The following is a 20,813-nucleotide window of genomic DNA, read 5'->3' as shown; positions in this document are numbered from 1 at the left end:
TTAAAAAACTTAAAACACGTATTGAAAACAGGGGTATTAACCCCACTTTAGATTCATAAAGAAAGTTATTGCATCAAGCAAGCACAACATATTTTTGGAGACACACAAATGGGTAGAATCATTGGTATCGATTTAGGTACAACAAATTCATGTGTCGCAGTACTAGACGGCGACAAAGCAAAAGTAATTGAAAATGCAGAGGGTGATCGCACCACGCCATCGATTATTGCATACAGCAATGAAGGCGAGATTTTAGTGGGTTCACCTGCAAAGCGCCAAGCAGTTACCAATCCTAAAAATACACTTTTCGCAATTAAGCGTTTAATTGGTCGCCGTTTTGAAGATAACGAAGTTCAGCGCGATATCGATATTATGCCTTTCAACATTACAAAGGCTGACAATGGCGATGCATGGGTTGAAGCAAATGGCGAGAAAATGGCACCACCGCAAATTTCTGCTGAAGTGCTTAAAAAGATGAAGAAAACAGCTGAAGACTATCTTGGTGAAGAAGTAACTGCAGCTGTTATTACAGTACCTGCATACTTCAACGATTCTCAGCGCCAAGCAACGAAAGATGCTGGTCGTATTGCTGGACTTGAAGTTAAGCGTATTATCAACGAGCCGACAGCGGCTGCGCTTGCTTATGGTATGGACAAGAAGAAAGGCGACAGCGTAGTTGCTGTTTATGACCTTGGTGGTGGTACATTCGATATCTCAATCATTGAAATCGATGAAGCTGATGGCGAGCATACGTTTGAAGTACTCGCAACTAACGGTGATACTCACTTAGGTGGTGAAGACTTCGATAACCGCATGATTAACTACCTAGTTGAAGAGTTCCAAAAAGAACAAGGTTTTGACTTACGTAAAGACCCACTTGCAATGCAACGTCTTAAAGAAGCGGGCGAGAAAGCTAAAATCGAACTTTCTTCTGCGCAACAAACAGAAGTTAACTTGCCGTACATCACGGCAGATGCAAGTGGTCCTAAGCACTTAGCAATCAAAGTAACACGCGCTAAGCTTGAGTCGTTAGTTGAAGACCTAGTTAAGCAGTCGCTTGAGCCATTAAAGCAAGCGCTAGCTGATGCAGACCTTTCTGTTGGTGATATCAATGATATCATCTTAGTAGGTGGTCAAACGCGCATGCCTTTGGTTCAAAAATACGTCACAGATTTCTTCGGCAAAGAGCCGCGCAAAGACGTTAACCCTGATGAAGCAGTTGCGACAGGTGCTGCAATTCAAGGCGGTGTATTAGCGGGTGATGTTAAAGACGTTCTATTATTAGACGTTACACCATTATCACTTGGTATCGAGACTATGGGCGGTGTAATGACTGCATTGATTGAGAAGAACACAACTGTTCCGACCAAAAAATCGCAGACATTCTCTACGGCTGACGATAATCAAGCAGCAGTAACAGTACACGTACTACAAGGTGAGCGTAAGCAAGCATCTGGCAATAAATCACTAGGTCAATTTAATCTAGAAGGTATTCGCCCTGCGCCACGTGGAACCCCTCAAATTGAAGTAACTTTTGATATTGATGCTGACGGTATCTTACACGTATCTGCAAAAGATAAAGATACAGGTAAAGAGCAGAAGATCACGATTAAAGCTTCTTCTGGTTTAAGTGAGTCAGAGATCGAGCAAATGGTTGCTGATGCTGAAGCAAACAAAGATGCTGATGCAAAATTTGAAGAGTTAGTACAAGCAAGAAACCAAGCTGACGGTATGATTCACGGTACACGTACTCAAATCGAAGAAGCAGGCGATGCATTACCAGCTGAAGATAAAGAAGCAATTGAAAAAGCGTTAGGCGAGCTTGAAGAAGCACGCAAGGGCGATGACAAGGCAGCTATCGAAGCTAAAACGCAAGCGCTAATGGAAGCATCAAGCAAGTTGATGGAAATTGCACAAGCTAAGGCTGCCGCTGAAGGTCAAGCAGCGCCAGAAGGTGCAGAGCCACAAGCAAAAGCAGCTGACGACGATGTTGTTGACGCTGAGTTTGAAGAAGTAAAAGACGACAAAAAATAAGTCGGTAAAGCAAAGCTAGGCTGTCTGACAATCTAGCTTTGACAAGTGTTTAAGGGGTCAGACATTGTGCTGGCCCTTAACGCGTTTATAAAGTATTAACACTTAGTGTTGTTGACTTTAGTTTTGTTTGCAACGATTTTCAGTAGTAATAAACCTGAAAATGACACAACTCAAATCAACAACATTCAGCACGAAACACAGCATTAGTTAGGAATTGTCACTCTTATGTCCAAACGAGATTATTACGAAGTATTAGGTGTCGCTAAAAGCGCTACAGAGCGCGAAATTAAGAAAGCCTATAAAAAACTCGCCATGAAGTATCACCCTGATAGAACGCAGGGCGACAAGGGCATGGAAGAAAAATTTAAAGAAATTCAAGAAGCGCATGAAATCCTAACCGATGATCAAAAGCGTGCTGCCTACGACCAATATGGTCACGCAGGTGTTGATCCAAATCGTGGTGGCGGTCATGGTCAAGGTGCTGATTTTGGTGACATCTTCGGTGATGTCTTCGGTGATATATTTGGTGGTGGTAGACGAGGCGGTGGTTCGCGTGCACGCCAAGGCTCAGATCTTCGCTACAACCTAGAAATGACGCTTGAAGAAGCCGTTCGTGGAAAAGAAGTTGAGATTCGCGTCCCAACGTTGGTCGAATGTGACAGCTGTCATGGCTCGGGCGCTAAGAAAGGCACCTCGCCAACAACCTGTCCAACATGTAAGGGCAATGGTCAGGTCCAAATGCGTCAAGGCTTCTTTGCTGTTCAGCAAACCTGCCCAACCTGTTCTGGTAGAGGCAAGATAATTTCAGACCCTTGTACACCCTGTCGTGGTCAAGGTCGTATTGAAAAAACTAAAACCTTATCGGTCAAAGTACCTGCTGGCGTAGATACCGGTGATCGTATCCGTTTAAGTGGCGAAGGTGAAGCTGGTGAAATGGGCGCACCAGCGGGTGATTTATATGTTCAGGTCAACGTCCGTCAACACGAAATATTCGAGCGCGATGGCAACAATTTGTATTGTGAAGTGCCAATTAGCTTCACGGTAGCCGCCTTAGGTGGGGATATCGAAGTACCTACCTTAGACGGTAAAGTAAAACTTAAAATTAGCGCCGAAACACAAACGGGTAAAATGTATCGTCTGCGTGGCAAAGGTGTTAAGTCTGTAAGAAGCGGATCAGTTGGTGATTTAATGTGTAAGGTAGTGATTGAAACACCGATAAACTTGTCATCAAAGCAAAAAGAAATGCTAGAAGAATTTGAAGCGTCAATGGGTGGCGGTAAAAACCGTCCTAAAGAACAGGGTTTCTTTGACGGTGTTAAGAAGTTTTTTGATGATTTGACTAATTAAGCAGTCACTAGTTATTTTTAGAATAAAAAGCCAGCAGTTTGCTGGCTTTTTCATTAATGCTGTGAAAAGTTGTGAATATCGTTAACGTTTTTCAAGCCTATTCAAGCCTATATTGGAGAGTGCGATGAATTCAAATATTAAACGAACAGAGAGGTTATTTCTTCGCTTTATCTAACAATGCTTGGTTTGGTTCGCTACCCTTACGCTCTTAAAAGCATTTTGAGACTAAGCCTTTGCTTTTTTATTTTAGTTACAGTGTTTCGGAAAAAGTTTAAGCAGCCAATGTAAGCAGAGTAAATTAGATATTGCGTTGCAATTAAAATACGCGGATTAAAAAAGACTTAGTTCTCAAAAAGCTAAAATTGGTCTAATCTATAAAAGTACATCTTGCGTAAACAATTAGTTACTTACGTACACTCAATATAGGTAGGAATTCAAATATGAAAAAAATAATAATAATCAGTGCTTTGGCTAGTTTAATTTGTGCGGGGAATGTGGTAGCTCAAGAGGCTAAGTCTGAAAAGCAAGCTAACAACGCTGTTAAGTTTAGACAATCAATTTTTCAGCTAGTGCGCTCTAATATGGGGCCTCTAGGTGGAATGGCAAAAGGTCAAATTCCATTTAACGAGCAAACGATGGAAGTGAATGGTCAACGCATCGAGCAATTGGGCCTAATGATTGAAGACTATTTTGCTTTGGACACTACGCCAATTGATGTTAAAACGGGTGCAAAAGACAGCATTTGGAAAAATCGTGACGACTTCAATAGCAAAGCAATGGATATGGTCAAAGCCGCTCAAGCGTTGCAACTTGTAGCTAAAAACAAAGATGAATCGAATTATCGCAAAGCTATCGGCGCAGTCGGTGCGACATGCAAAGCGTGTCACGATGACTATAAAAAAGACTAAAACGCAGAGTTTATCAACGAGTTTTAAAAAGCTTCATTTTAATGAATAACGTGAGAAACGTCGTTGAAGTAATCAAACGTCATTCCCGCGAATGCGGGAACCTAATTTGCACTGCAACCTTTAAACATCAATCACCGCAATGCGTAAGCTTTATTCAGCTTTTGCCAGATAAGCCCTATGCATTCATAAAACCGCTGTTCGCCATATATTGCCGCTGCTACCAATACGTCCTGTATTGGAAGCTTTTATGAATGCATAGGGCTTATCTGGCGCGCTGAATGTTCTTTGGTAATGTGCACTCGATAGTTTAATTTTCTTGTTACTATCATTTAACACGAAGAAATATCAAAACAATCACCCACAAAGACACATGATTACCATTAATTACAAAGAATCTTCACTATTATAACCTACTGAGAAACATCATCACCTTGAAAAAGGTGGCCTCCTTAGAACCCTTCCTCACTATTACCCATGTACAGGCCATATGAAAAAGTTTGTATTTATCTGATAACCGCACTCAGCAAACAGTGTTTCAATCATTCAATAATAAAAATCATCCACCACTTCAGGAGCCCAAACTTCAACGATGCAATAAACCAACACTACCGTTAGTGCTAGGGTAATCAAAAACCAGAGCGGGCTCACATGGGTTTTAAGTGGTTTATCAATATCACTCTCGCTTCCATTTAATTCTTTATGCCCCGTAATCATGGCTTTAACTAACGCTTGTCTTTTGACGAGTTTATAGAACAACATCGCGCCAAGATGAAATACTAAAAAGACCCAAATCGCGGTAAAAAGGTTGTGATGAAGCCAACTGGCGATGTCCTGATAAAACGAGGGGACAGAGGAGTAATAGGGTCCTTCTGAAAAAATATCGTCTGTAGTGAATAAACCGGATACTGCTTGCGTCGCGATGATGCTTAGAATCGCAATAACAGAATAAGCACCCATTGGATTGTGCCCTAAGTGGGATGAGTTTTGCTGAGATCCGAGCAACTTTGCATATTGATACGTCGTTGCTGGGCTCTTTATAAAATTTACAAACCTTGCATGAAAACCACCCCACATCCCCCAAAACAAGCGAAAAATAATCAAGCCAAGCGTGACATAGCCGCCATAAAAATGGAGTTGAATAGCGTCATCAAGGATTTCGACTGTAATGTATTGAAATGCTATGGCTGTAACTAGTAACCAATGAAATGCGCGGGTAGGGAAGTCCCAAATGTGGATTTTTTGTTTCATTACATTCCTATCTATTCTACCGCAATTAGTACATCAGAAAATGATGCGAACTTGACTGTATATAATAGCTAGAGAATCAAAAAGTTAAATATCTATCTTTAAATAAAACAATATTAGGAATTCTAGGACGGGGTAGTTATCATTCGATGTATTGAATGATCAACAGGCTCTAGCTGCCAGATAATTATTTTACTGAAAAAATTGGTGAATCTAGAGCATAGAACGACGGTGATAAGGATTAAGAATGACTAAGATGGGTGTATTGGGCGCGAACGGGCGCATGGGGCGAGTATTGATTGACGCTTGCTATCAACATGCTGAAGCGTCCTTAGGCTTTGCAAGTGTGCGTGATTCATCGAGCTTTATCGGTTTAGATGCAGGAGAATTAGCCGGTATTGCAAAGCAGTACATCAATATATGCAGTGTCAGTCAGCAAAATGCTGATTTGAGTGATGTGATTATTGATTTCACGCTTCCTGAAGCGCTCGAGGCAAACCTTGAATGGTGCGTTAGCAATAATCTACCCATAGTTATTGGCACAACGGGATTGAATCAGCAACAACTTCAAGCTATTGACGACGCAGCCAAGCACATTCCAATTGTATTTGCCGCTAATTATAGTGTTGGTGTGAATTTACTTTTAAAACTGGCAAGAATGACAAGCCAAGTAATGGGTAATGGCAGTGATATCGAAATCGTCGAAGCGCATCATCGCTTTAAGCAAGACGCGCCCTCTGGCACGGCAATGGCCTTAGGTGAAGCAATTGCTGATGAGCTCGGAAGAGATTTATCGAAATGTGCGGTTTATACGCGTGAAGGCAACACTGGGCTCCGTGATCCAAATACAATTGGGTTCGCGACCGTTCGTGCGGGTGATATTGTAGGGGAACATACGGCTATTTTCGCAACTATTGGCGAGCGTCTTGAATTAACGCATAAAGCATCTAGTCGACTTACGTTTGCAAATGGTGCATTAACAGCTGCAATCTGGTTAAAACAAAAACAGAAAACGCAGGCTAACGGTTTGTTTTCGATGCAGGATGTACTGAATTTAAACTAAGGTTGATATATAAACTTGCTTATTTTAGCCATTTCAATTGGTTTTTTGCCTTAAGAGGCTATTTTCACTGGTTTAGTTAATTAAAATAAGAAAGAAATAGACCTCGTTGCTTAGTTAATATATACTTTGCGGAATTTGCCAAATGTTTGCAATTTTACTGGTTGAACGGCAATAAAAGTGTGGTGCAATGCCTTTTAAACGCTTTGTCGGTGATTGGATAAAATAATGTGATATTCAGCGAAGACATCTCGATATTTTTGATTGTAGGCTAAAAATATCGTGTTTTTCGGAAGTTTAGGCGTTTCGCTTGAATTTCCCTAGTTATCCTTAATTTTCGGAGGTTGACTTGGCTATTTCCGCCCTATTAGTGCTAGAAGACGGTTCAGTTTTCAAAGGCACATCTATCGGCGCTGCAGGTGCTAGCGTTGGTGAAGTCGTTTTTAATACATCTATGACTGGCTATCAAGAAATCTTAACAGATCCTTCATATGCTCAGCAGATAATTACCCTCACATATCCTCATATTGGTAATACAGGAACCAATGATGAAGATAAAGAATCCGACACCATATGGGCTAAAGGATTGGTCATCAGAGACCTTCCACTTATTGCCAGTAACTTCAGAAATCAACAAACCCTCTCTCAATACCTCACCGAAAAAAATATAGTTGCCATCGCCGATATCGATACAAGACGCTTGACTCGAATCTTGCGCGATAAAGGTGCGCAAAACGGCTGTATTATCGCAGGTGATGATGTAGAGGTTTATGACGCGGTCGAAAAAACGCGCGAATTTCCGGGCCTGAAAGGTATGGACCTAGCAAAAGTTGTCTCAATTAAAGAACAGAAAACTTGGAATGACGGTTCTTGGGCACTAAGCAGTGGCTATGATGAAAACAAACAAGACTTGCCGTTTCATGTTGTCGCTTATGACTTTGGCGCCAAGCACAATATTCTACGCATGTTAGTTGATCGTGGTTGCAAGCTAACACTTGTGCCTGCACAAACACCGGCTGAAGATGTGTTAGCAATGAATCCAGACGGTATTTTTCTCTCTAATGGCCCAGGTGACCCAGAGCCATGTACCTATGCGATTGAAGCAATTAAAGTCTTTTTAGAAAAATCGATTCCAATCTTTGGCATTTGTCTTGGTCACCAGTTATTAGCCCTTGCAAGCGGTGCAAACACTGTGAAAATGAAATTTGGCCATCACGGCGCCAACCATCCTGTCAAAGATCTGGATAGAGATGTGGTTATGATTACCAGCCAAAACCATGGTTTTGCAGTCGATGAAACTTCATTACCAGACAACCTTAAAGTGACGCACGTATCGCTGTTCGATAAGTCATTGCAAGGTATTGAGCGCACTGACAAACCCGCGTTCAGTTTTCAAGGACACCCTGAAGCGAGTCCTGGCCCACATGATGCGGCCCCTTTGTTCGATAAATTTATCGAACTTATTAAACAAGCTAAACAATAGGAAACACCGATATGCCAAAACGTACCGACATCAAGAGCATTCTTATTCTTGGCGCTGGCCCTATTGTTATTGGTCAAGCCTGCGAATTTGACTACTCTGGCGCACAAGCTTGTAAAGCACTGCGCGAAGAAGGCTACAGAGTTATCTTAGTTAACTCTAATCCAGCAACGATTATGACTGATCCAGAAATGGCCGACGCAACATACATCGAGCCAATTCATTGGGAAGTCGTTCGCAATATTATCGCAAAAGAAAAGCCAGACGCGGTTTTACCGACCATGGGTGGTCAGACCGCACTTAACTGTGCCTTAGATTTAAATAAATACGGTGTACTAAAAGAATTCAATGTTGAATTGATTGGTGCAACTGCTGATGCAATCGATAAAGCGGAAGACCGCGAGCGCTTTGACAAAGCAATGAAGTCAATTGGTCTTGAGTGCCCGCGCGCTGAAATTGCGCATACGCTTGAAGAAGCCCATGACGTGCTGACGCGTATTGGTTTCCCTTGCATTATTCGCCCTTCGTTTACCATGGGTGGCACGGGCGGTGGTATTGCGTATAACAAAGATGAATTTAATGAAATTTGTACGCGCGGCCTTGATTTGTCGCCAACTTCAGAACTGCTTATCGACGAATCACTTATCGGTTGGAAAGAATATGAAATGGAGGTGGTACGTGATAAAGCTGATAATTGCATTATTGTATGTACCATTGAAAACTTCGACCCGATGGGCGTGCACACGGGTGATTCAATTACCGTCGCGCCGGCACAAACACTGACAGATAAAGAATTTCAAATTATGCGAAATGCAGCAATGGCTGTATTGCGCGAAATTGGTGTTGAAACAGGCGGTTCTAACGTTCAGTTTGGTATCGACCCTAAAACAGGCCGTATGGTGATTATCGAGATGAACCCTCGCGTGTCTCGTTCATCAGCGCTTGCATCAAAAGCGACCGGTTTCCCGATTGCTAAAATTGCAGCGAAACTGGCCATTGGATTTACCTTAGATGAACTGGCTAACGATATCACGGGTGGATTAACGCCAGCATCGTTCGAGCCTGCTATCGATTATGTTGTCACCAAAATACCTCGCTTTAACTTTGAAAAGTTTGCGGGTTCAAATGATCGCTTAACGACTCAAATGAAGTCTGTAGGTGAAGTAATGGCAATTGGTCGTAACCAACAAGAATCATTACAAAAAGCATTGCGCGGCTTAGAAGTCGGCGTTAATGGCCTAGATCCAATCGTTGATTTGGACGACCCAGAAGCAAAAAATAAAATTGTTTACGAACTGCGTGAGCCCGGTGCCGAGCGTATATGGTACATCGGTGATGCGTTTAGATTAGGCATGAGCGTTGATGAGATTTTCGCGCTAACAAATATTGATCCATGGTATTTGGTTCAACTAGAAGAGATTGTTCAACTAGAAGCTTTGATTACTCGTCTTGGTCTATCTGAAATTGATGCAAACCTCATGCGTACGCTTAAGCGTAAAGGCTTTGCTGATGCGCGAATTGCGGAACTCACAAACGTTGCCGAAAGCGATGTGCGCGATGTGCGCAGCAAATTCAATGTATTACCGGTTTATAAGCGTGTAGATACCTGTGCGGCAGAATTTTCAACGTCAACGGCCTATATGTATTCAAGCTATGACGAAGAGTGTGAAGCTCAAGCGTCAGATAAAGATAAAATTATGGTGATTGGTGGTGGTCCAAACCGTATCGGTCAAGGCATTGAATTTGATTATTGCTGTGTTCACGCGGCATTAGCAATGCGCGATGATGGCTACGAAACCATCATGGTTAACTGTAACCCTGAAACGGTTTCTACCGACTATGATACTTCGGACCGCTTGTATTTTGAGCCAGTCACACTAGAAGACGTGCTTGAAATCGTGCGTGTTGAGCAACCTAAAGGCGTGATTGTTCAATATGGTGGTCAAACACCGCTTAAATTGGCAAGAGCATTGAAAGAAAACGGTGTACCGATTATCGGTACCTCGCCCGACGCAATTGATCGTGCTGAAGACAGAGAGCGCTTCCAGCAAATGGTCAATAAGTTAGGCCTTAAACAGCCTGCTAACGCGACGGTTAGCAACATGCAAGAAGCCTTAGAGCGTGCAGAAGAGATTGGTTTCCCGTTAGTTGTTCGCCCTTCATATGTTTTAGGCGGGCGCGCGATGGAAATCGTATATGACATTAAAGACTTAACACGCTACCTAAACGAAGCGGTAAAAGTCTCGAATGACTCGCCAGTGCTATTAGATCGCTTCTTGGACGATGCGATTGAAGTAGATATCGACGCAATTTGTGACGGTACAGATGTTGTTATCGGTGGCATTATGGAGCATATCGAGCAAGCAGGTGTTCACTCTGGTGACTCTGCGTGCAGTTTACCGCCATATTCACTTCCTAGCGATATTCAAGACGTGATGCGCAAGCAAGTTAGAGATATGGCCTTAGAGCTAGGTGTAATTGGCTTGATGAACACTCAGTTTGCGATTAAAGACGGTGAAGTTTATCTTATCGAAGTCAATCCAAGAGCCGCGAGAACCGTACCTTTTGTTTCTAAAGCGACTGGCGTTGCGCTCGCGAAAATAGCTGCACGCGTGATGGCGGACACGAGCTTAGCTGAGCAAGGCTTCACGAAAGAAGTAATACCACCTTTCTTCTCAGTAAAAGAAGTGGTGCTTCCGTTTGCTAAGTTCCAAGGTGTTGACCCACTTTTAGGGCCAGAAATGCGTTCAACAGGTGAAGTGATGGGTGTGGGTGACGGCTTTAACGAAGCCTATGCAAAAGCCAACCTTGGCGCATCAGCTCCACTGCCTGTTAAAGGTAAGGTACTGCTGTCAGTGCGCAATAATGATAAAGCCCGATTGGTGGAGCTTGCGAAAGAAATGATCGAAAAAGGCTTCACGCTTGAGGCAACTAGCGGCACATCAAGCTTCCTAAATGATAATGGCGTAGCGTGTAGCGTCGTCAATAAGTTGTCTGAGGGGCGCCCCAACATTGTAGATGCAATCAAAAATGGCGAATACTCTTATGTTGTGAATACAACCGAAGGTCGTCAAGCTATTACGGATTCAGTGTATATTCGTCGCGAGGCTTTGCTTAACAAGGTAGCTTATACAACAACCCTTAACGCTGCATTTGCTACTATCCGAGCGAAAGAGGCTGACGCCAAAGTCAACGTGACATCTGTGCAAGATTTACATAAGCGAATTAATGCATAACAATGCTTAAGGTAAAACTTTCATATAGTTGATAACGTTGTAACAAGTTTGTCATCATCGACAATTGTTATATACTTCGAACATTAAAAAAATAAAAGTGCGCTGTTTGGCGCACTTTTTGTCTTTACTGATACTGAACAACACTCACGAAATACTGATTATTTATTTGGTGGAACCCCCGTAAAGTGCTAATCAATACAGCTATGTGAAAAGTTGTTTGAGTTCGGTGATTAATAAAAATAACTTAGAGAACAATCAATGAGTAAATACCCAATGACAGCTGCGGGTGCAGAAAGCCTGCGAGCAGAACTAAAAGAACTTAAAAGCGTAAAACGCCCACAAATTGTCAATGCCATTGCTGAAGCTAGAGAGCATGGTGACCTAAAAGAAAACGCCGAATATCACGCAGCCAGAGAACAACAAAGTTTTTGTGAAGGTCGTATCCAAGATATCGAAGGCAAGCTTTCAAATGCTCAAATAATTGATGTTACTAAGATGGAAAATACCGGCAAAGTGATATTTGGAACAACGGTTACCGTGATCAATGCAGATACTGAAGAAGAGATCACCTATAAAATTGTTGGCGATGATGAGGCTGACATTAAAAGTGGTTTAATCTCGGTTAATTCACCTATCGCGCGCGGTTTGATTGGTAAGTCTTTAGATGACGTCGCAAATATTCAAACGCCTTCTGGTGTGGTGGAGTTTGAAATTATTGAAGTACAGTATATCTAGAGGGTAATTATTAATCATTTGCTAAATTTAAAGCGTAACATCCTCGAAAGCACAAAATACTACTATATAATTTTACCCTGTTTAGCGCGTCAATAGTCGTTCTAAACAGGGTATTCAAATTTTATTTTTATAAAGCAGATTAAGCTTAATTTTCGTCATTACGAGAAATAACTTAGTTTACTTTTGTCGTTAATCTACATAATTAAAACCTCCCTAAGCAATACATCCCGATAGATTAAGATTCAAACCTTGAAATTTCTTCAGTTTGCTGTACAGTCGCGCGCTCAAAACACGAACAACTAATCGTAATTTGAACTTCTACGATTCAACAGATTGACTACAGGACATTCCCCTTTTGATTACGCTCGCAAACATCACCATGCAATTTGGCGCTAAGCCTTTGTTTGAAAACATATCTGCCAAATTTGGTAACGGAAACCGCTACGGTTTAATTGGTGCAAATGGTTGTGGCAAATCTACGCTGATGAAAATTATGAGTGGAGAACTTGCTCCCTCAGCAGGCAATATCTCTGTATCGCCAGGTGAGCGCTTAGGTACACTAAACCAAAACCAATTTGCGTTTGAAGAATATTCAGTTGTTGACGCCGTCATCATGGGTGACGAAAAGTTGTGGGAAATCAAACAAGAGCGAGACCGTATATATGCGCTTGAAAATATGTCAGAAGAAGAGGGCATGCGCGTTGCTGATTTAGAATCGGAGTTTGCAGAACTAGACGGTTACATGGCTGAAACGCGGGCGATAGAGTTATTAGTCGAAACTGGTATCGACGAGAATTATTACTACGGTTTAATGTCGGAAGTTCCCCCAGGCTTAAAATTGCGTGTGCTTATCGCTCAAGCATTATTTTCACAACCAGATATTTTGTTACTTGATGAGCCTACCAACAACTTGGACATCTACACCATCAAATGGCTTGAAGATGTATTAAATCAGCGAAAGTGCACAATGGTGATCATTTCACACGATAGGCACTTTTTGAATTCTGTGTGCACTCACATGGCAGATATAGACTATGGCGAGCTGCGTCTATATACCGGCAACTATGAAGCGTATATGGCAGCATCTGAATTAGCAAAAGAACAACTGCTCAATGAAAATGCTAAAAAATCAGCAGAAATACAAGAATTACAAAGTTTCGTAGCGCGTTTCTCTGCAAACGCATCTAAAGCGAAACAGGCGACATCACGTGCAAGAAGGCTTGAGAAAATAGAACTGGAAGAGGTCATTCCATCTTCTCGTCAGTCTCCATATTTAGTTTATAAACAACATAAAAAATTACATCGTCTTGCCTTAGAGTTACATGACGTTTCTCATGGTTTTGAGGGTGAAACCTTATTTACCGGCGGTGATATTTTAATTGAAGCGGGTGCGAAGCTTGCCGTTATCGGTGAAAACGGAGCCGGTAAAACTACATTTTTACGTTGCTTAGTGGGTGAGTTACAAGCAAACCAAGGCATCATAAAGTGGTCAGAAAATGCCTCGATAGGATATCTAGCACAAGATGTAAGCAGTGACTTTTCTGAATCGATGACCCTGTTTGATTGGATGTCACAATGGCGTACTCCAAAGCACGATGACTTGGCAGTTCGCGCTATCTTGGGACAGTTGTTATTCAGCTCAGATGATGTGAAAAAAGACGTAAAGGTCTGCTCGGGTGGTGAAAAGAATCGACTGTTATTTGGTAAATTGATGATGCAAGAAATCAACGTGATCATCATGGACGAACCGACTAACCACATGGATATGGAAGCGATTGAGGCCTTGAATAAAGCCTTGCAGGACTTTGACGGCACTCTGATTACGGTGAGCCACGACAGGGAGTTTGTGTCTAGTTTGGCCAATCAAATCATCGAAATAAAGGATAATCAGTTACACTATTTCCAAGGCACATACGACGAGTATATGTCTGGCCGATAGTTAAATTGCTAAAACAGAAGAATCGTCATTCCCGCATCAGCGGGAACCTCCTTGGAATCTAGCAATCTTTAAACATCAACTACCGTTCTCCGTAAGCAATATTCAGCTTTTGCCAGATAATCCCTATGCATTCATAAAACCGCTGTGCGCCATCCTTGGCCGCTGCTGCCAACACGTCCTGTGTTGGAAGCTTTTATGAATGCATAGGGCTCATCTGGCGCGCTGAATGTTCTCTAGTAATGTTTACTCGATAGTTTGATTGAATGGTTGTTGATTGACGAGATTCCTTCATTCGAAGGAATGACGGATAAACTCACTTAACTTACCTACAAAGAAACCCATCAACATCACAAACAAAACCGTTTCAAGGCTTCATAAAACGGCAAAACTTCTTCTAACACTGCTTGTTGCTCTGCATTCAACGAAACATCACGCATCTGCGGCTTACTAAATCCAGTAGACTGCTCAACACTGCGATACCAATGCGCGGCCCAAACGCCGTCTGAATCGCGCTTTCCAGCTGGCCACGAGAGCATTGCGCTATCAAATTTAATATTAAGCACATCGCACAATGCTTTTATGGTTTGCATAGGATTGTTAAGTGTCTTTTCTGTATCAATAACGGGAAGGGGATTCGAAAAGTTATCCGATAAACGCTTATAAATCTCGTATTGCCTAATAATGCCAATATCATCAACACTACAATGGCCCATGCTATTGGTGTAGGAACTGATAACATAAGCGGGATTTCTGATCAAAAAGCAGTGTTTCATATCTGCAGCCCAGGCTAAGTCATCATGCTCTAAAATATGATGCGTCATATGTTTTTGATATTGAAGCGGAGTCTCAACCAAGGCTTTAGTTAAGTCCTCTATGACTGTTTGATAATCATTAGGCTGAGATGCTAATACTTCATCAAACATCGGGTGACGAAACTGAGTGCGTTTTAAATACGCTGCATAAAAGGGCTCATCGATGACACTGCAATCTGCTCTATTTTCCCAGCTTCGCATCATAGCAGTAGATATATTGCGAGGGCCTGACCACATCGCGATTCTAACCGTCATGATTGGTGATCTTGCTCAATAAGCTTGATATACAATTGCTCAAGATGTTTTGTCATACTGCTGACACGTGTGCTTTCGAGTACTCGTCCGTCGACTTGCTTGACAGGTGTTAAGCCTGCAAACGTACCAGTGATAAACGCTTCATCAGCGCTGTATACATCAGATAGCGTGAAGTTTTTTTCGTAAACAGCAACACCATTGTTTTTACATACATCAATCACGTTTCGTCTAGTAATCCCGTCTAAACAAAAATCACCAGATGAAGTCCATACTTCGTCGCCTTTCACAATAAAAAAGTGGGTCGAATTGCAAGTGGCAACAAAGCCATGAGGATCGAGCATCAAAGCTTCATCGACTTGCGCTTTTGCTGCTTGAATACAAGCAAATATGCAGTTTAGCTTTGAATGTGTGTTTAGCTTTGGGTCTTGAACATCAGGGTAGCCGCGACGCACATGAGAGGTGAACAGACTCACGCCATCACCTTCAGCTAGACCCAATGCTTTTTTATGCTCAGCAATAATGACAATGGTGGGTGGTGTTATCGTGACACGAGGGTCTTGATAGGGTGTTGCTTTGATACCGCGTGTGACCATTAAGCGGATATGAACACCATCGTGCATTTTGTTTTTACGGCAGGTTTCGTAAAGGCGTTGGACCAATTCGTCTTTGCTGACATTCATTTGCATGTCTAGCGCTTTTGCACCGTCGTAAAGGCGTTTCATGTGTTGTTCGATAAACGCTAGTTTACCTTCATGTAGTCTGATGCCTTCCCAGACGCCATCTCCTAAAATAAACCCGCTGTCAAACACCGATATCTTGGCATCTGCTCTGGCGAAATACTCACCATTGATGTTGATTAAGATATGCTCATTACGCGGATCATCTTGATATTGATGGGTTCCTTTGGCCATACTTTTCTTCTTTTTAATTTTTAATTTTTAATTATCTAGCATACAACACGGTTTATCTATTCTGCAATGGTGTGGTTCTCATAACGTTTAGTAGACGCATTGTCAAATTCAAGTTGTTTCATGTCGGCAAGAATTTTCGCCCCTGCTTCTAGCGCTTGGGTACGATCTTTCATGAAACGTGTTGGTGATATAAGCTCAGTAAAGCCCATTTCCGTTAGCCTTTGCATTGAACTTGTTTGTTTCACAACCATTATAACTTCACGTTCTAGTTGCAAAGCATCTTTAATCAGGTTCTCTATTGATAAAATAATTGTGTCATCCAAAAATGAAACATCACTTAAATCAATGATCAATACTTTTTGAGAGCTCATACTTTTTAGCTCACGAGACATTGCTTTGGAAACACCAAAAATCATCGTACCACTTAAATAGAAGAATAAGATTTCACCATTGGCTTTGTTTAGCAATAATCGTTGCTTTGTATCCAGTGGGATTCTGTCATCAACGTCACTGATTGCTTTAATGTTTTTGGCTTGTGCGGCACTCAATTTTTCAATCGTGATGATATTAGCAATAAATACTCCAATCCCAACGGCTACAACAAGGTCTACAAACACTGTCAGCAGAAGAACGGTTAGCATGATCAAGGATGTTTGCTTTGAGACTGTATGAGCGCGTTTTATGAAGCTCCAATCAAGTATGTCGATGCCGACTTTTACTGCAATACCTGCTAGAACAGCTATTGGAATGATGGAGATCAGCTGTGATGCACCAAAAATTGCTATCACTAACACCAGTACGCGAACGACGCCCGATAATGCTGTTCTAGCACCCGATTGGATATTGACGACAGTACCCATTGTCGCGCCGGCACCAGGTAAACCGCCAAATAAACCAGACATTATGTTACCAATACCTTGACCGACCAGTTCTTTATCAGATTTGTGTTCGCTTCTTGTTAGGTTATCTGCGATCACTGAGGTTAACATAGAATCTATACAGCCAAGCATTCCCAAAACAATGCCATCTAACACCATGGTTTTGATTTGAGCTTCGGTAAATGTAGGGAAAACCATGTTTGGTAAGCTGACGTTGATCTCACCAATTCTTCTAATTGGGTCGTCAGTAAAAAACCAAATTGAAAATGCTGAAATGAGCACCAATGCAATTAACTGTGGGGGCACAAAACGTTTCCACTTTTTGGGCGTTGCGAAAAGTATTACCAGCGTTGCTAATGCCATAGAAAGTTCAGGCCAACTGATAGCAGCTAAAATATTATCTAAATTAGAAAGTGTGCCTAAAACGCCACCTGATGGTGCTGGAGAACCCAATGCGGGTGCCAACTGCATAATAATTAATATACAACCGATGCCAGACATAAACCCACTTATCACGCTGTAAGGCATTAAGGTGATGTATTTACCTAACTTTAGAAGGCCAAATATAATTTGAGTTGCACCTGCAATCATGACGACCGTAAATGCCATCGCGATACCTTTATCAGGGTTATCAATGATCAAGGCTGTGACAACTGCTGCCATAATCACAGTCATTGGGCCGGTCGGTTCCGATATTAAAGTAGGGGTGCCGCCAAATATAGCGGCAAAAAAGCCAATAATGATTGCGCCATAAAGCCCCGCTTCTGGGCCAACTCCAGAGGCAACGCCAAAAGTCAGAGCAAGAGGTAAAGAGACGATGGCGGCGGTCACACCACCCAAAATATCACCACGGATATTATTAAACTTAAATGTATTAAAAATCTGCAAGGTAGCTATCTCTTCTTATAAGTATATTTAGAACCTAATCACAACAATTAGCGCGGATTATAGACCCTTTGGTAATCATTTAGAGATCGTACCTCATTAAAAAGGCGCTTATCAAAGCGCCTTTTGGTCTTAATTATATGTTTAAGTATTATTTGCTAAATCAGGGTTTTGTCTTTTGTCAAAAGATTTAGCTGACCTCGAAATTACAATGCCACCCAAAATTGCAGATAATATTGAACCACCTAAAACGCCCACTTTTACACTATCAAGGTAAACGGGATCAGCAGTTTCAAATGCTAGGGAGCCGATAAACAAACTCATTGTAAACCCAATACCGCAAAGTATCGAGGCTCCGTATAGTTGACCCCATGTGACGCCCTCGGGAAGTTTGGCGAATCCCGCTTTTACTGCTAACCAACAGGCTCCGAAAATACCTATTTGTTTTCCTATGAACAAACCTACCATAACGCCAATCACCACGGGAATAATTAAATCACCCGTCGCACCAATTACTTGCACTCCAGCATTTGCAAAAGCAAATATCGGTAAAATTAAAAACGCAACCCAAGGGTGCAACTTGTGCTCTAGATGGGGAAGCATTTCATGGCCACTTCTATTTTTACCTCGCAGTGGAATAAACCAAGCCATTGCAAAACCGGCTAGCGTAGCGTGGACGCCCGATTTCAATACAGCCGCCCAAATTACAACGCCAATTAGGATGTAAAGGCCTTGTGAACGCACACCTAATCGGTTCAAAATAAATAAACCGAGTAAACCAAAACCTGCAATGACCAGCGATGTTGTTGATAATTCTGCAGAATAGAACAAAGCAATAATAAGGATTGCGCCTATGTCGTCAAATATGGCGACTGACAGTAAAAATAATTTCAGGGTTATGGGTAATGAACGACCAAAAAGGCTATAAACCCCAAGTGCAAATGCAATGTCGGTCGCTGCTGGTATCGCCCAGCCGTTAATGCCCGTCGGTTCTTCAAAGTTAAAGAACACATAAATTACTGCTGGTATTGCAATCCCAGCAACAGCGCCAACAGCTGGAAGCATGACTTGGTCACGTGATTGAAGATGTCCGGCAAGAATTTCCCGTTTGACCTCAAGCCCTACTAAAAAGAAGAAAATAGCCATCAAACCATCATTTACCCAAAGTAAAAAAGGCTTATTAACTTCGAAGGCTCCAAATTTTACTGCGACGGGGGTTTCAAATAGCCCTTGATAGAAAGGGTTGAGCCCTGTATTAGCCATTATCATTGCAATTAATGCAGCGATTACAAGTAACACTCCGCCAGCGGCATCGTGTTTAAATAAATCTTTTATGTTTTGTAACATGGTTTCTCCTACCAAAGTTGCTACTACTTATACGCAATTAACACATTAAGAAAAAGTCGATTAATCATGCTTTGCACATCGAAAAACTCGAATTAAAGTCATAGCCAATGATTAATATGTTACTAATCGCTTATTGGATTACATTTGTTTGCAATAAAGGTAGGTATTAAGCGCATAATTTTCAATGATTTAATTAAAATTATTAATACTTTAATAAAGAAGGTTGTTTTTTAATCAGACTGACGGAGATTGTTTAGTAGCAATAATAGGTTAAGAAAAACAAAAAATAGCCAAGTTGGATAGTCGCCATAAATTCTGTAGGGTGTTTTGCCCTCGACAAAGGTGACACTGTTAGTCAATGTCGCATCTTTAAACTGGGGAGCAATTTTTGAAATTTCTCCTTTGTGATCAACAAAAGCTGTCACACCATTGTTCGTTGCTCGAAACACGGGTAGGCCAAATTCTCGTGCTCTTACTTGCGCAATTTGAAGGTGTTGATGAGGTCCATGAGAATCTCCAAACCATGCATCGTTGCTAACAGTAATAATCGCATCGGTATCATCATACAAGTTAGCCGCTATTTGTGCAGGAAAAACAATTTCAAAACAGATGGCTGGTGTAAGGTTAAACCCCTTTACTTTCAAATTGTGTTGCTGATAGTCGCCCCTTGTAAATGATGACATCGGCAAGTCAAATATCGGAGCAAGTCCCCTTAAGAATGATTCAAACGGCACAAATTCGCCTATCGGCAGCAAATGATGCTTGGCGAACCTGTTACTATGCATATAGCGATATGGGATCGTATTTTGAGTTTTTGTATCCAGACCCAGTGCGATTAAATTGTTATAAACGCGTTCTGTTTCAAATTGGTAATTGACGATCCCAGTGATTAATGCAGCGTGCTCGCTAGTAGCGCGTCGATCCAATAAATCAATAAACTCACTGGCGATAGGTTCTAGTTTTGGTATGGCGGCTTCAGGCCATATTATTAAGTCAGAATCCCAGTGTTCTTCAGTCATCGTCAAGTATTTTTGCATGGTTGGGATGTCTTGTTCGGGCGTCCAACGCAGCGATTGAGGGATATTGCCTTGAACCATAGTGACTTTAGCGTTTTTCGTTTTGTCTACTGTGACCCAATCGATATTTTGGATCGAGTAAGATGTAGCCAATACAACTGTACATAAAATAATAGAATAGTGTATTCGTTTGCGAACCAAACCAAGTGCAAGACTTGCACTCAAGCAAACTAATATCGTCGAAACACCAATCTCACCTACAACCGGGAATAAGCCATTCAAGGGCCCTTCAAGTTGGCTATAGCCAATTGAAAGCCAAGGAAACCCAGTTAAAAAACGAGCGCGCAACCATTCCATTATCAGCCAGAGAAGCGGCAACACGATTGGCCAATGCTGTATTTTTACATAGCGTTTTAACAACATAAAAACAACGGCCGGATATAGAGCTAAGTATCCGCACAATAAAAGCATTAATGCTATCGAGCCTATCAATGGTAAGCCGCCGAAATCAGCAATGCTCACATGTACCCAACTGATACCTACACCGAAGTAACCTAAGGCAAAGCAAAAACCATGCTTAAAACCAGAATGCTTACTTATTTTAATAATGAAAATGCTAATCGGTAGCACTAGAAAGGCCAGCCACCAATGATCAAAAGGAGCAAATGCAAAAGTTAGGCTTGCGCCAAATACTATTTGAAAGAAGTATTGTATTGGCGCGCTCA

At 41.8% G+C, this 20,813-nt stretch carries 14 protein-coding genes; 8 read left to right on the top strand and 6 right to left on the bottom strand.

The genetic code is table 11. The features are described from left to right. Positions 1–108: 108 nt before the first annotated feature. The 3 genes from dnaK (at position 109) to KUL10_RS03395 (ending at position 4,289) form a co-directional block, all read left to right on the top strand. Positions 109–2,034, top strand: a complete 1,926-nt coding sequence (gene dnaK, locus KUL10_RS03405; protein ID WP_110427464.1) for a molecular chaperone DnaK — start codon at positions 109–111, stop codon at positions 2,032–2,034. Between the two features lie 225 nt (positions 2,035–2,259). After that, entirely contained in the window at positions 2,260–3,381 is a 1,122-nt protein-coding gene (gene dnaJ / locus KUL10_RS03400; protein WP_110427463.1) for a molecular chaperone DnaJ, read from the top strand. 440 nt (positions 3,382–3,821) lie between these two features. Continuing rightward, complete coding sequence (locus KUL10_RS03395; protein WP_110427462.1) at positions 3,822–4,289, top strand: cytochrome c; 468 nt, start codon at positions 3,822–3,824, stop codon at positions 4,287–4,289. A 543-nt stretch (positions 4,290–4,832) separates the two neighbouring features. Here the strand turns inward: KUL10_RS03395 and KUL10_RS03390 are convergent. Further along, entirely contained in the window at positions 4,833–5,537 is a 705-nt protein-coding gene (locus KUL10_RS03390) for a cytochrome b/b6 domain-containing protein (protein WP_110427461.1), read from the bottom strand. A gap of 244 nt (positions 5,538–5,781) precedes the next feature. Between KUL10_RS03390 and dapB the strand changes: the two genes are divergently transcribed. The 5 genes from dapB to KUL10_RS03365 all read left to right on the top strand — a co-directional run bounded on the left by dapB (position 5,782) and on the right by KUL10_RS03365 (position 13,984). Continuing rightward, complete coding sequence (gene dapB, locus KUL10_RS03385) at positions 5,782–6,597, top strand: 4-hydroxy-tetrahydrodipicolinate reductase (RefSeq protein ID WP_110427460.1); 816 nt, start codon at positions 5,782–5,784, stop codon at positions 6,595–6,597. Between the two features lie 346 nt (positions 6,598–6,943). Then, positions 6,944–8,077, top strand: coding sequence for a glutamine-hydrolyzing carbamoyl-phosphate synthase small subunit (gene carA, locus KUL10_RS03380; protein WP_110427459.1), 1,134 nt, complete (start codon positions 6,944–6,946; stop codon positions 8,075–8,077). Between the two features lie 11 nt (positions 8,078–8,088). Beyond that, on the top strand, positions 8,089–11,310 hold the full coding sequence (gene carB, locus KUL10_RS03375; RefSeq protein ID WP_110427458.1) for a carbamoyl-phosphate synthase large subunit: 3,222 nt from the start codon (positions 8,089–8,091) through the stop codon (positions 11,308–11,310). Between the two features lie 258 nt (positions 11,311–11,568). Continuing rightward, positions 11,569–12,045 (top strand): transcription elongation factor GreA, encoded by a 477-nt coding sequence (gene greA / locus KUL10_RS03370; protein ID WP_110427457.1) that lies wholly within the window; start codon positions 11,569–11,571, stop codon positions 12,043–12,045. A 355-nt stretch (positions 12,046–12,400) separates the two neighbouring features. Then, complete coding sequence (locus KUL10_RS03365; protein WP_110427456.1) at positions 12,401–13,984, top strand: ABC-F family ATPase; 1,584 nt, start codon at positions 12,401–12,403, stop codon at positions 13,982–13,984. A gap of 347 nt (positions 13,985–14,331) precedes the next feature. On the opposite strand, the gene KUL10_RS03360 is transcribed toward KUL10_RS03365, so the two are convergent. The 5 genes from KUL10_RS03360 to lnt all read right to left on the bottom strand — a co-directional run bounded on the left by KUL10_RS03360 (position 14,332) and on the right by lnt (position 20,802). Further along, positions 14,332–15,051, bottom strand: a complete 720-nt coding sequence (locus KUL10_RS03360; protein ID WP_110427455.1) for a hypothetical protein — start codon at positions 15,049–15,051, stop codon at positions 14,332–14,334. Next, on the bottom strand, positions 15,048–15,962 hold the full coding sequence (locus KUL10_RS03355; protein ID WP_110427454.1) for an aminotransferase class IV: 915 nt from the start codon (positions 15,960–15,962) through the stop codon (positions 15,048–15,050). Before KUL10_RS03355 ends, KUL10_RS03360 begins: the two co-directional genes overlap by 4 nt. A gap of 56 nt (positions 15,963–16,018) precedes the next feature. Further along, entirely contained in the window at positions 16,019–17,728 is a 1,710-nt protein-coding gene (locus KUL10_RS03350; RefSeq protein WP_110427453.1) for a SulP family inorganic anion transporter, read from the bottom strand. 141 nt (positions 17,729–17,869) lie between these two features. Continuing rightward, positions 17,870–19,072 carry a Na+/H+ antiporter NhaA gene (gene nhaA / locus KUL10_RS03345; protein ID WP_110427452.1) on the bottom strand — a complete coding sequence of 401 codons (1,203 nt, stop codon included), beginning with the start codon at positions 19,070–19,072 and terminating at the stop codon, positions 17,870–17,872. Between the two features lie 230 nt (positions 19,073–19,302). Then, positions 19,303–20,802 carry an apolipoprotein N-acyltransferase gene (gene lnt, locus KUL10_RS03340; protein WP_110427451.1) on the bottom strand — a complete coding sequence of 500 codons (1,500 nt, stop codon included), beginning with the start codon at positions 20,800–20,802 and terminating at the stop codon, positions 19,303–19,305. Between the last annotated feature and the right edge of the window lie 11 nt (positions 20,803–20,813).

The organism is Glaciecola sp. KUL10 (assembly GCF_003203515.1).
Taxonomy (GTDB): Bacteria; Pseudomonadota; Gammaproteobacteria; order Enterobacterales; family Alteromonadaceae; genus Glaciecola.
Note: the sequence above shows the minus strand (reverse complement) of the source record. Positions and strands in the feature narration are given on the sequence as shown.